The following is a 13717-nucleotide window of genomic DNA, read 5'->3' as shown; positions in this document are numbered from 1 at the left end:
TTGCCCGTGCGCAAATCCGTCCATCGTCTGCGACGAATTTTCAAGATCACCTTATGGCCTCGAATAGGGAAGTCGGTTATATTAACTGCTTCCATGAACCCCTTGGACTCGAAGGTGGCATTACCTGACAAAGTCTTGTCCATACGTTCGTCAAGACTAATATGAAACTCAGGTCCAACCTCGCAGACAGAAACGATAGTAAAATAATCTAATATTTGAGAAGGCAAAACAAGAGTTGCCAAGGTGCGTAACATTTTTTCTTCCATAATGCGAAGGTCGGAATTATTAAGATAAATAACAAATTATTCCCCCATTGATTTTCTACTGAGCCTTTCACATTGCAATAGCTTACCTTTTACAAGGTGACCCTTCAATGTAAGATAATCATGTAGATTGTCTGATTATAATTTGTGTAAATTGCCTTGTGAATTTTAGTGGGAATTAGGTAACAGGATTTGTTTCAATTATAGAATACAATAAAGACCATACCGTACTTTTTGTTGAGTAGCGATATGGTCTTTTTTTAGTTAGTAATTGTGTCTGATAGAGTTTTTAAAAATCACTCTGATAATACTCTAAAGTTCGCAGATATACCAATTTTAAACAGTCTATTAACCAAAGTCGTCGAACATAATTGCGTCCTTATCTACACCAAGACTATCGAGATAATCAGTCACAGTCTTAATAAGCATTGGAGGACCACAAAGATAATATTCGCAGTCTTCTGGCGATTCGTGATCTTTTAAATATGTATCACGAATGCAATTTACTGCAAAGCCTGTATAATAGTTGACTCCTGCTTCATCAGCTTTTGGATCTTGGCGGTCGAGCGACAAATGGAAATGGAAGTTTGGATATTCCTTCTCTAATTCCCAGAAGTCTTCAAGGAAGAAGGCCTCTCCCAATGCGCGTGCGCCATAGAAGAAATGCATCTCTCGATCACGAGTATGCAAAGTCTTCAGCATGTGCATTATCTGACTGCGTAGAGGGGCCATACCAGCTCCACCACCTATCCATATCATTTCCTTACCCGAAGTGAAATTGGGATGGAAATCGCCATAAGGACCACTCATCATCACTTTATCGCCAGGTTTTAAACTGAAAATGTAAGAAGAACCGATACCTGTAGGCACATTTTGGAATCCTACTTGAGGACGTGGTAAAAATGGAGTGGAGGCGATTCTAACCGTAAGGGTTATGATATCACCCTCGGCAGGATAGTTGGCCATGGAGTAAGCTCTTACCGTATCTTCTGGGTTTTTGGCCTTTAATGAAAGAATATTGAAGGTTCGCCAAGGACCGATGTATTCTTCTCCAATGTCATTCTTGTCAAAGTCTGTATCATAATCGATACATTCGTACTTTGGAATTTTAATTTGGGCATAAGAACCAGGCACAAAGTCCATATGTTCCCCCGGAGGAAGAGCCACTTTGAATTCTTTAATGAAGCTTGATACGTTTTTGTTGGAAATGACCTCACACTCCCATTCCTTAACTCCCATGATAGACTCATCTATCTTGAGTGATAAGTCACCCTTTACCTTAGCCTGACATCCTAAACGCCAACCCTCTTTAATTTCCTTACGGGAAAAATGAGGTCTTTCGGAATCAAGTATTTCTCCTCCGCCCTCAAGAATCCTGCATTTGCATTGTCCACAGCTGGCCTTACCTCCACATGCAGAAGGCAAGAACACACCATTCTCAGTCAATGTTGACATGATTGAGTTGCCTTGTTCTACAGAAATAACGGTATCGTCATTAATTGTGATATTTACCTTTCCGCTTGGACTAAGGAATTTTTTAGTCAAAAGCAAAGTGACAACCAATAAGAGAATGGTTATCAAGAAAACACATATACTATATAATATAAATTCTAATCCCATTTCTATTAGATTTTAATTCCTGAAAAACACATCATTGCTAATGCCATCAAGCCTACAGTTATGAAAGTTATTCCCAAACCTTGTAGTGGCTTCGGAACATCGGAATATTCTAATTTCTCACGAATTGCACCCAAAGAAACAATGGCCAACAACCATCCTATGCCAGAGCCAAGCCCATAGGCAATTGCATCCCATACGGATCCTATGTATTGTGAACTTGAAGGGTCTAACCCTATTCTTTGCTGCATAAATAGAGAGGCACCCATAATTGCACAGTTAACAGCAATCAAAGGCAAGAATATACCCAAAGCCCCATAAAGGGATGGCGAATACTTCTCAACTGCCATTTCAACAATCTGCACTATCCCTGCAATAACCGCTATGAAAAGTATGAAACTCAAGTAGGAGAGATCAACACCTTCTACCAAGCAGTCGGGACCAAGAACTTTCGTTTGCAAGAGATAGTTGATAGGAACAGTTACCACCAAGACAAACGTAACGGCAATACCGAGTCCAAAAGACGTCTTTACATTCTTGGAAACAGCCAAATATGAGCACATTCCTAAGAAGAATGCGAAAATCATATTGTCCACAAAAATGGACCGGAAAAATAAACTTATTAAATGTTCCATAATTATTTCTTATCTTCTTTTACGAAATAGGCACGATGAATCCAAATAACACAACCGAGGAGTATTAAGGCCATAGCGGGCATCGACATTAAACCGTTGTCCATATAGCCGGCGTCATAAAAACCTTGGGGGATGATTTTGAATCCCAATAGTGAACCACGACCAAAAAATTCTCTGATTCCTCCTATAGTGACAAGAATCAATGCGTATCCCAAACCGTTCCCAATGCCGTCGAGAAGACTTGGCCATGGCTTGTTAGTCATTGCAAATGCCTCTAAACGTCCCATAAGAATACAGTTTGTAATAATCAAACCTACATATACAGAAAGTTGAACGCTTACGTCATAGGCATAGGCTTTCAGAATTTGGCTTACAATTGTAACAAGTGCTGCTACAACCACAAGTTGTACAATAATACGAATTCGATTTGGAATGGTATTGCGTAGAATTGAAATGATAACATTGGAAAATGCTGTGATGATTGTCACAGCCAAACCCATAACGATTGAAGGCTTCAATTGTGCTGTTACGGCAAGCGCTGAGCAAATGCCCAGTACTTGTGCCATAATAGGATTATCCAAATTTAGAGGATTGATGAATACCTGTTTATTTTGTTTTGAGAATAAATCCATATTTTACTTATTGAAAATTGAATATTCAAGATTATTTCTGATTGAGGAATTTGAGATATGCTTTTAGTCCTCCTTTATCAGATTTGAACATATCTGTCACACCATTACTTGTCAATGTAGCACCAGTCAAAGCATCAACCTGACTTTCCTTGTCCTCAATTTTCTTAACTACAGACAAGATAATGTTTTGTTTAGAATCATCCATGAGTTTTTTTCCCTTGAACATATCTTGCCATGCTTTATTATCTTTGATTTCTGCACCAAGACCGGCTGTTTCGCTTTCGTGATTGAAATAAACACCAAAAACCGATGCCTTATCCTCATTAATCGCAATAAATCCGTTGATGGGTCCCCAAAGTCCATTTCCATAAACGGGGATGACATATTTGTCTTTTCCATCAACTTTGCAACGAAACAAAGCCAGTTTCCCATCTTTTGCATCTTTGCTGTTCAGTTTAAATGCTGCGTCAACACCTCCCCGTTTACCTTTGGTGATGATATTTCCATCTTTATCAATGATGTCATCTGAGATAATCAGTTCGTTCCACAATTTATGAGCTTGTTGATTTGTCATTTTTCGGTCTTGATTCAACGCAAAGAGTATTTGCTTTTGATGATCAAGTTGGACATTTATGTCTTGAGTTGGTTTTAAAGCCTGGAAAATAAATGCCAGCAAAAATGCAACTATGACAACGAGGATTATGGAATAGATAATTGTGTATGAATTACTATTTGTTTTCATTTCTTTACTCCTTATATTTTAGTCCTCTTGGCACGTTTACTTACATTAGATTGAACAACACAATGATCTATCAGAGGTGCAAACATGTTTCCCAATAAGATTGCAAGCATCATACCTTCTGGATAGCCAGGATTCATAACACGAATTACGATTGCCATGGCACCTATAAGGAATCCATAAATCCATTTACCAGTCTCTGTTCTTGCTGATGTGACAGGGTCGGTGGCCATGAATACAGCACCAAAGCAGAATCCGCCAAGTACGAGGTGTTCGTACCATTGGATGCTCGACGAGCCAGTATTTTGAAATAAATATGCCATTAATGTTCCTCCTAAAAAGACGCTAAGCATTGTTTTCCAACTTGCGATGTTCGTCACAATCAATAATAGGGCACCAATTGCGATTGCTATGACGGATGTCTCACCGACTGAACCTGGAATTAGTCCTATAACCATGTCATTCAAGGAAACATTTACAGGGATTTCCTGTGCAATTTGCCCCAGTGGGGTAGCCATCGTGAAGCCATCAGGGAGGTTATAACCTAAGCCCACAATTGTTTCTTTCGAAAGCCAAATGGAATCTCCAGTCATTCTGCTGGGATAGGCAAAAAACAGGAAAGCACGTGCGGCCAAAGCAACATTAAATATGTTCATACCTGTTCCTCCAAATATTTCCTTGGTGAATATTACCGCGAATGCTACAGCTATAATCAACATCCAAATCGGGGTGCTGATAGGAATAATCAGAGGAATGAGAATACCACTTACCAAATAACCTTCTTGAATTTCCTCACCTTTCCATTGCGCCCAAGCAAACTCAATGCCCAGACCAACAATATACGAAACCAAGATATTAGGAAGAAGTGCAAAAAAACCATAGAGGAACATTCCCATAAAAGTAGTATCTGCCAATCTTCCAGCTGCCAATGCATTTTGATATCCAATGTTGTACATACCGAATAACATTGCTGGAATCAATGAGATAACTACAATACTCATGATTCGTTTTGAATCAATAACGTCATGAATGGATGAACCACATTTTGATGTCTCATTAGGGACATACAGAAATGTGTCAAAACCATCATAAACGCTCTTGAAAGCATGAAGCTTGCCGCCTTTTTCAAAATTTGGTCGAAGCTTATCAAGATAATTTCTTAAATTCATACTTTATATTTATAATCTTTTAATTTATTGAGATATTTATGAATTTTCCTTTCTTAGAGTATCCAAGCCTTCTCTTACTATCTTTTGCAAAGGTAATTTAGAGCTGTCAACGAATTCTGCTAATGCGAAATCTTCAGGGCTGACCTCGTAAATCCCCAATTCTTCTTGTCGGTCTATATTACCAGAGAGAATCGATTTTATCAGGTATTCTCCATAAATATCCATCGGTAATACTTTATCGTATTCACCACTCATAATCATGTGTCTTTCTCCACCCTTGATGCGAGCATCCAAATCATATTCTTTGTTTTTACCTAAAAGCCAACTAAAATATGAATGTGAGGCCGAAAAATTATTTAGGCGTGGCATTATCCACCCAGCTAACTCGTTTATGTCATCTCCTTCGGGAATAACGGTTATTTCAGATGTATGTGCACCAAGTACAGAGTTCTCATCGCTCACAACACCCGTCAGTGGATTACCATTGATGATGCGTACATGGTCAGATTCCGATAAGTTGCCTTTTAGAATAGTTTTAATAGGCGTCCCGACAGTGGCATTGACGTACACAGGTTCTTTTACCTTGCTTCCAGCAATTGCAACAGTGCGTGTTAGGTTTACCTTGCCCGTATTTAATAAACGACCAAAGAAAATGACGGCTGTCGGCTCAACAGTCCAAACCACTTCTCCTTTATTTACTGGCGCCAAATGATTAACTTGCACACCAACATTGCCAGCAGGACATGGGCCATCAAAAACAGTTACCTCGACATCTTTTGCGTTCAACAAGGCATCTGTTTTTTGATTCGCACCAATTGAGAGATAAACTTTTGCTATTTTTGACAATGCAGAAAGACCTGTTTGGAAATCTTGTTCTTGCCCAATTAATTCATATTCAAAGTCTCCCTGCAAGGGCATATCACGTAGAGTAGAAATAAAAATTGCCTTTGGCTCTGTACTCGGATTTGTAGTTATGGCATAGGGGATTTGATTGATGTAACCAAAAAGGCCTGCTTCTAAAAGTGAATCTTTAACCTCTTGTGCATTTAGTTCAGAAACGTTTTTTATTCCAAAATCCAAATGCTCTTGATTGTTATCTGATTGGATGTTTATGCGTAAAATCTTTCTACGGTCGCCTCTAACAATAGCTTTTATTGTTCCACTTACAGGTGAGGCAAAACCAACTTCTGGATTTTTTTTATCCACAAATAGTGATTCTCCTACCTTAACATGACTTCCCTCCTTAATAACAACTTTTGGGGTCACACCAATAAAATCATCGGGAACCAATGAGTATTCCTCCGAAGAAATCAAAGGTAAAGTTCGCTTTTTCGCGCGTCCCTTAAGGTTAATATCCAACCCCTTGCGCAACTTTATGACTTTTACCATAATTTTTAATAATGGAAACTATTAGATATCTTTTGCTAAATAACTTTGCAAATGTAGTAAAATTTAAGGACTTTGAAAACTTTTTATATCAATAATTTTACAATAATGGGGATTTTTTGTAGTTTTGTATTCACTTTGAGAAAATTGAAATCGATAGTACGATGGACGATACGGCTAATCATTGGTTTTTATATAGCTATCATCGTGGTTTTGCATATTCCTGCAATGCAAAAATTTGCTGGTAATCAGATAAGTGATGTTCTGTCAAAGAAGCTTGGAACTGAAGTAAAAATTGGTCAGGTTGAAATTGGATTATTGAACCATTTGATCCTAAATGATATTACGATATATGATCAAAAGCAAAAAAAGATGTTGAAGGCATCTCGTATTGCTGCCAAGTTTGATATTATAGAATTATTACGAAATGGAAGAATTAGAATTTCCTCTGCTCAAATTTTCGGACTACATGCCAATTTGTACAAGAAAAACCGAAATGCTAATCCAAACTTCAAATTCGTTTTAGACTCACTAGCATCTAAAGATGAAAGATCAAAATCACCGTTAGATTTACAAATTCGGAGTCTGATAATCCGTAATAGTTCGGTCACTTATGATGAACTCGATGCCACAATAACTCGACGGAAGTTTAATCCCAAGCATTTAGATTTACGCAATATATCTGGTCATTTAAATCTTAATGAATTAACAGATAATCGTATAAGTTTTACTTCGGAAGGTTTGTCTTTTAAAGAAGTCTCTGGTTTGGAAGTTTTGAATCTTGCCTTTGAGGGTGTTGCAGATAAGAAACAGGCCAAACTGAGGGGCTTTAAACTTCAATTAGCTAATTCTCGGATTCTAATTCCAAGTATATATTTTCAGTTTAAGCATATTAATGATGAGTTGGATTTAAACTCTTTGAGAGCTAAGGTTAGCATAAAGGATTCGTATGTAACTCCTTTTGATGTTGCGAGCTTTATGCCCCAGCTATCCTCTTTTAAACAAAAGGTATTCATCGATGGTAAATTGGAAAGTATTGGTAGGAAAGTTAAGATAAATTCTCTTAATATATTGTCGGATAATAATTATGTGCGATTTGAAATCAGAGGGATTATCAATAATATTGAAACTTTTAATAATTTCAATTTATTCGCTAAAAGAGTATCTATAAAAACTGAAATTATAAAAAAACTATCATCACTTTTTCATATTGATATTCCCAAAGAACTCTATAATTTGGGCTCTATTCAATATTCGGGCATTGTAAAGAAAGTAAATTCTGAATATACGGTAAATGGGAAACTCAATACATCTGAAGGCAACGCTAAATTGAACTTGGCTTTAAAAGGAAAGACCTTTAAAGGTAAAGTTAAAACCTATTACTTCAATTTGGGAAATGTGTTTTCCAATTCGGGGGTAAAAGGCATCGTAGCCGATATTGGTATTTCGGGTACGACTGACTTTCAGAATATCTCCGCAAATGGGCTCATCCCTCAATTCGATTATGCAGGATATTCGTACAGAAATATAGCTGTGCGGGGAAATTATAGCAAAGACACCTTTAGAGGTCGGGCATCGCTGAATGATATTAACGGAAAACTGAATTTTAATGGGACAATCCAGAACTTCAGCTCTTTAATTGATAAAAAGGGGAAACTATTTATTGATGCGTTCATTGAAGCAGATAAACTTAATCTGAAAAGACTGAAATTGTCAGATGCAGTTGGGGATAAGGCATTTACTTTTACATCGCATATCAAAGGACGAGGGTCGTCATTAAACGATTTGATAGCGCAGCTTGATCTGAACAATTTTACAATGTTGGAGAATGGTAAAGTCTTAAAAATCAATTATCTCAAACTTAATACACAAAATAGTTTTCTAAATAAATTCGTTGATATAAACAGTGATTTTGGTGACTTACATTTGTCAGGGCGTTATGACTATAAAACCATTCAAAACAGTATTGTCAATATATTGACATACTATTTACCTGGCCTCTTCAATCATAAGTCTTTCTCAAGAAACGGAAATAATGATTTTGTTGCACGTCTCAATATAACAAATCCGGAGATATTGAATCAGCTTTTCAAATTAAACTTAAATTTAGGGCAACATCTAAATATAGACGGTTATGTCAACGAACGTTCGAAGCAAATATCCTTGAACTTGGATGCTCCTGACATTATTTACCATAGTCATCATGTTGAGAATCTATTGTTTTCACTTTCTACTTCATCTAATCATCTTTTGGCACAAGTCTCTGGCGATAGGATAGATGATTCTGGACGAAAAATTTCCATTACGAGCAATGGAGTTGTTGGTAGTGGAAAGATAAGCACGAACTCTTCTTTTAATATTGAGGGCAACCATCCGTTAACAGGTGAAATTGATTGTAATGCAATTTTACATCGTGTAAATGGTAAATTGACCTCCTTCATTCATTTTAATCCATCTGAAATTCAGATTGATACTATTGGACTTAACGTTCAGTCTTCTGATATGGTTTATTCTGATAATAGTTTGGATATTAAGCATTTTGAAATCTCAAATAAAGATCAACACATTATTGTGAATGGCTTAACATCCGGTAGCTCAAAGGATTCGCTTACTGTCCAATTAAAAGATATTGATGTCCCTTATATTATGGATATTGTCAACTTTCATAGTGTTAAATTTGATGGTTTAGCATCAGGGAAAGTTATTATTAAGTCCTTTTTTAGCACTCCACAGGCAACGGCTCAATTAAACGTCAAAGACTTCCACTTTGAAAATGGATTAATGGGAACACTTTATTTGAATTCATCCTACAACGATAGAGAAGGTAGAATACACATTGATGCTTTTGCTGATCCGGGAGATAATTCTCGAACCGATATTAAAGGATATGTTGATATTAAAAAGGGCTACATTAATCTCCCAATATATGCATCAAACACACATCTTTATTTCTTGAAAGAATTTTGTTCTTCATTTATGGACGACATCAACCTTACAGCCAATGGATGGTGCAAAGTGGTAGGGCCATTGTCTGACATTAACTTAGAAGGTGATATGTATGCCTCTGGAAATGTTTATATTACGCCGTTAGGTACAAGATATACCTTAAACAATAGCCGGGTGAGAATAATCCCTAACGAAATAATATTTGAAAGGGATACAATCTATGATGCAGAAAAAAATATAGGAATTGTTACGGGCGGTTTACATCACCACTCTTTGAGAAAACTGACTTATGATATTAATATAGAGGCAAACAATCTATTGGTCTATAATTTCCCTAAAAACACGGGTGGTGATGCTTTTTGGGGAGTGGTGTATGGAACAGGAAAATGCTTAATTGTTGGGAGGGACGACGAAGTCACGATGAATATTGATATGTACGCGAACAAAAACTCCTTCATCACGTATAATGCCACTGACAATTCTGTTGGTGAGAATTCTTTTATCCAGTGGAGAGATCTGACTCCTGATACTCTTTCTGAGTTGAGGCCAGATAGTATTATAAATTATAATGCGAGGGGGGGGGAGAACCAAAATAAGAAAGACAATTGGGATATTGCAAATGATTTTCGCATTAATTTTCTAATCAATGCAACACCAGACTTCACTCTTGGGGTTTTGATGGATGAAAGTACGGGAGACAACATAACCTTAAATGGAACGGGAGGCTTACGGGCTACCTATTATAATAAAGGTGCGTTCCAGCTTTTTGGCAATTATAATGTCGATTATGGATTGTATAACCTAACCATACAAAATATAATCAAGAGACAATTTGTTTTCCAACCAAGTTCATCTATTTCGTTTGGTGGAGATCCGTTTGATGCAACTCTCAGCCTTAAAGGTATATACGCTTTGAATTCTGTTCCATTAAGCGATTTGAGAATGGGAAACTCCTTTACAACAAATAACACAAGGGTTGACTGCCTTCTCAATATTGATGGGACTCCAACGAATCCGTCCGTAACATTCGGCATAGATTTGCCAACTCTTTCGAGCGATGCCGAACAGATGGTTAGGTCAGTGTTAAATTCTGAACAAGGTCTTAACCAACAGGTATTATACCTGCTTGCCGTAGGACGCTTCTATCCACAAATTTCAAACAATGCAACACAAGAAACCACATCTCAACCTGGCCAAGCGTCTTTGGCTATGCAGAGCATTCTTTCTGGAACTTTATCGCAACAAATAAATACTGTTCTTGCGAATGTTATTAAAAATAATAATTGGAATTTTGGAGCTAATATAGCCACTGGTAACGAAGGCTTTGCTAATGCTGAATATGAAGGAACACTTTCTGGAAAGTTACTCAATAATCGACTACTCATCAACGGCGAGTTTGGATATAGGGATAATGTAGCCACCAACACTTCTTCGTTCATTGGTGATTTTGATATCAAATATCTTCTTTTCCCAAATGGGAATCTATCCGTTAATTTCTACAACCGTTCCAATGAGCGCTACTTCACACGTAACTCGCTCACAACACAGGGGATAGGTCTCATCATGAAAAAAGATTTCACTACAATAAAGGATCTTTTTCATCTGAATAAGAAAAAAAGTAAAAAACAGAAGCAAAAGCGCTAATATTCAGAATTTTATTGCTAACTTTGCGCCTTGTTAGGGCATTTTGCCCTTTTAGAGAATTATTAACATAAAGTCGAACTTTATTAATTAAATTATTTTTAAGCATTTATGGCAAATTTAGAAAACGTCAGCCCATTATCAGACTTTAATTGGGATGAGTTTGAGAACGGTTCAAAAGTAGAAGTAAGCAAAGATGAGCTTACAAAAGCTTATGACGAGACTCTTAACAAGATCCAGGAACACCAAGTTGTAGAAGGTACTGTTATTTCTTTTGATAAAAAGGAAGTAGTAGTGAACATCGGCTACAAAAGCGATGGTATCATTCCAGCTTCAGAATTTCGCTACAACCCTGAGCTAAAAGTTGGTGATAAGGTTGAAGTTTACGTAGAGAACCAAGAAGACAAAAACGGTCAGCTCGTACTTTCTCACAAGAAAGCTCGTCTTCAGAAGAGCTGGGAGAACATTAACAAGGCACTTGAGGAAGACGCTGTTATCCAAGGTTACATCAAGAGCCGTACAAAGGGCGGTATGATTGTCGATATATTTGGTATTGAGGCTTTCCTCCCTGGAAGCCAGATCGATGTTCATCCTATTCGTGACTACGATGTGTTTGTTGGTAAGACAATGGAATTTAAAGTTGTTAAAATCAATCAGGAGTTCCGTAATGTAGTTGTTTCACACAAGGCACTTATTGAAGCCGAGTTGGAAGCACAACGCAAAGAAATTATATCTCACCTTGAAAAGGGCCAGATCCTTGAAGGTGTTGTTAAGAATATCACTTCTTATGGTGTATTCGTTGACCTTGGTGGTGTTGATGGACTCATTCATATAACAGACCTTTCTTGGGGACGCATTAGCGATCCACATGAGGTGGTAGAACTCGATCAGAAGATTAACGTTGTTATCCTTGACTTCGATGAAGACAAGAAGCGTATCGCATTAGGCTTGAAGCAACTCTCCGCTCATCCTTGGGATGCTTTGGACGCAAATCTGAAGGTAGGTGACCACGTTAAGGGTAAGGTTGTTGTGATGGCTGATTATGGCGCATTTGTTGAGATTCAGCCAGGTGTTGAAGGCCTTATTCATGTTTCTGAAATGAGCTGGAGTCAGCATCTTCGTTCAGCGCAGGACTTCATGAAGGTTGGCGACGAAGTCGAGGCTGTAATTCTCACCCTTGATCGTGAAGAGCGTAAGATGTCATTAGGTATCAAGCAGCTGAAGGAAGACCCATGGGAAACAATTGAGGTAAAGTACCCGGTAGGTTCTAAGCATCAAGCTAAGGTTCGCAACTTTACTAATTTTGGTATTTTCGTTGAACTCGAAGAAGGTGTTGATGGACTTATTCATATCAGCGATTTGTCTTGGACTAAGAAAGTTAAGCACCCATCTGAATTCACCAGTCAGGGTGCCGACATTGATGTCGTAGTTCTTGAAATAGACAAGGAAAACCGTCGCTTGAGTCTCGGTCACAAGCAGCTTGAGGCAAATCCATGGGATGAATATGAGACGATTTACACTCCTGGTTCTATTCATGTTGGTAAGATAACAGAGGCAATGGACAAGGGCGCGGTGATTACCCTTAATGAAGGCGGTGAAGGTTTTGCAACACCGAAACATCTTGTAAAAGAGGATGGCTCACAGGCACAGCTTGGTGAAGAACTGCCATTCATGGTTATTGAATTTGTTAAAGACACTAAGAGAATTATCCTTTCTCACTCACGTACATTTGAGGATGTTAAGGAAGAACCTCGCCGTGGGCGTGGAGGCAATGCACGTAAGGCTGAACAGCAGCCACAAGTTTCCAACGTAGCAGCAGGTACCTCATTAGGTGATCTTGACGTTCTTGCCGATCTTAAAAAGAAGATGGAAGAAGGCAAATAAAACTTTTGCCGAATCTGATTAGTTGAGTGGATAGCATTGAAGTTGTTTTCCATTCTTCAGTATGACAAGCGTAGGATTAGTTCCTATATTATATGGAGCTCGGTATTTTGCCGAGCTCTTTTTGTTATAGATTGCGTTTTTGCATTTTAGTCCCAGTGATTCTTTTACACAGTGTTTCCTATTTTTATGGCCTTTGATGCAACCGCTGGTAGGACAGTATCGTCTTAGAAGGTGCAAGGGGTATTTCCAAAGTGTATTAAAAGGTGAGCTATTGTAAGGCGATAGATTACCTTTTGCAAAGCGAAAGGTAATCTATTGAGAATGTAAAGCTATCATATTTGTACAGGTTAAACATCAATGTAATTGTATTCAAGTCTTAGTAGTACAATGAACAAATAATGTGTTTGATGCTTCTTATTGATGCTGTGGGTACTGTCCTATAAAAGTGTGTAAGCTTCTTTTTTCTTATCTTTGTATTTGAAAACTTTAAAAAAGAAAAAACAATGAAACTTACACATTCGCAAATTTCGGAAATTCTTTCGAATTACACAAGTAGCAGCGAGGGTTTTGTTACCCTTCAGTCATTAATCATGAACTCCCTGATGTATCATGAACGAGAGTTGTTCGTCAGCGAAAATGCCCATGAGCAATGCAATGGCTTCCGTTCTCGTCGTTGGTACAGTCACGGCTTTGAGTTCTCGCTCCGTATTCCGCGCAGTCGCAGCGGAAACTTCTATCCCATTCTCTTAGGGTTGATACGCAGCGAAAGCGAGGAACGTGCCAAATTGTTCAATCTCCTCTACAC

Annotated in this window: 10 protein-coding genes; 3 read left to right on the top strand and 7 right to left on the bottom strand. The window is 37.9% G+C overall.

Translation table 11 applies throughout. From position 1 onward, the window contains the following. The 7 genes from H515_RS0109610 to H515_RS0109580 form a co-directional block, all read right to left on the bottom strand. Positions 1-266 (bottom strand): ISAon1 family transposase N-terminal region protein (locus H515_RS0109610; protein WP_028901845.1); only part of this gene is annotated, 266 nt, incomplete at its 3' end. Positions 267-611: 345 nt separating this feature from the next. Further along, the gene (nqrF, locus tag H515_RS0109605) at positions 612-1883 is read right to left on the bottom strand and encodes an NADH:ubiquinone reductase (Na(+)-transporting) subunit F (RefSeq protein ID WP_025877839.1); all 1272 of its coding nucleotides are present in this window, start codon (positions 1881-1883) and stop codon (positions 612-614) included. A 5-nt stretch (positions 1884-1888) separates the two neighbouring features. Beyond that, entirely contained in the window at positions 1889-2515 is a 627-nt protein-coding gene (nqrE, locus tag H515_RS0109600) for an NADH:ubiquinone reductase (Na(+)-transporting) subunit E (RefSeq protein ID WP_025877836.1), read from the bottom strand. Positions 2516-2517: 2 nt separating this feature from the next. Further along, positions 2518-3147 (bottom strand): NADH:ubiquinone reductase (Na(+)-transporting) subunit D, encoded by a 630-nt coding sequence (locus H515_RS0109595; protein ID WP_025877834.1) that lies wholly within the window; start codon positions 3145-3147, stop codon positions 2518-2520. A 31-nt stretch (positions 3148-3178) separates the two neighbouring features. Continuing rightward, positions 3179-3889 (bottom strand): NADH:ubiquinone reductase (Na(+)-transporting) subunit C, encoded by a 711-nt coding sequence (nqrC, locus tag H515_RS0109590; protein WP_025877833.1) that lies wholly within the window; start codon positions 3887-3889, stop codon positions 3179-3181. A gap of 11 nt (positions 3890-3900) precedes the next feature. Then, the gene (locus H515_RS0109585; protein WP_025877831.1) at positions 3901-5055 is read right to left on the bottom strand and encodes an NADH:ubiquinone reductase (Na(+)-transporting) subunit B; all 1155 of its coding nucleotides are present in this window, start codon (positions 5053-5055) and stop codon (positions 3901-3903) included. A gap of 36 nt (positions 5056-5091) precedes the next feature. After that, positions 5092-6444 carry a Na(+)-translocating NADH-quinone reductase subunit A gene (locus H515_RS0109580; RefSeq protein WP_025877829.1) on the bottom strand — a complete coding sequence of 451 codons (1353 nt, stop codon included), beginning with the start codon at positions 6442-6444 and terminating at the stop codon, positions 5092-5094. Positions 6445-6549: 105 nt separating this feature from the next. Between H515_RS0109580 and H515_RS0109575 the strand changes: the two genes are divergently transcribed. The 3 genes from H515_RS0109575 to H515_RS0109565 form a co-directional block, all read left to right on the top strand. Further along, positions 6550-11031: a translocation/assembly module TamB domain-containing protein gene (locus H515_RS0109575; protein WP_036891739.1), complete on the top strand. Its 4482-nt coding sequence runs from the start codon at positions 6550-6552 to the stop codon at positions 11029-11031. A gap of 108 nt (positions 11032-11139) precedes the next feature. Next, the gene (gene rpsA / locus H515_RS0109570) at positions 11140-12912 is read left to right on the top strand and encodes a 30S ribosomal protein S1 (protein WP_025877827.1); all 1773 of its coding nucleotides are present in this window, start codon (positions 11140-11142) and stop codon (positions 12910-12912) included. A 503-nt stretch (positions 12913-13415) separates the two neighbouring features. Continuing rightward, positions 13416-13717: transposase (locus H515_RS0109565; RefSeq protein ID WP_028901887.1), on the top strand; the 302-nt coding region annotated here is incomplete at its 3' end.

Origin of the sequence: Prevotella corporis DSM 18810 = JCM 8529 (assembly GCF_000430525.1) — a bacterium.
GTDB lineage: Bacteria > Bacteroidota > Bacteroidia > Bacteroidales > Bacteroidaceae > Prevotella > Prevotella corporis.
This window is presented reverse-complemented; position numbering and strand designations above follow the sequence as displayed.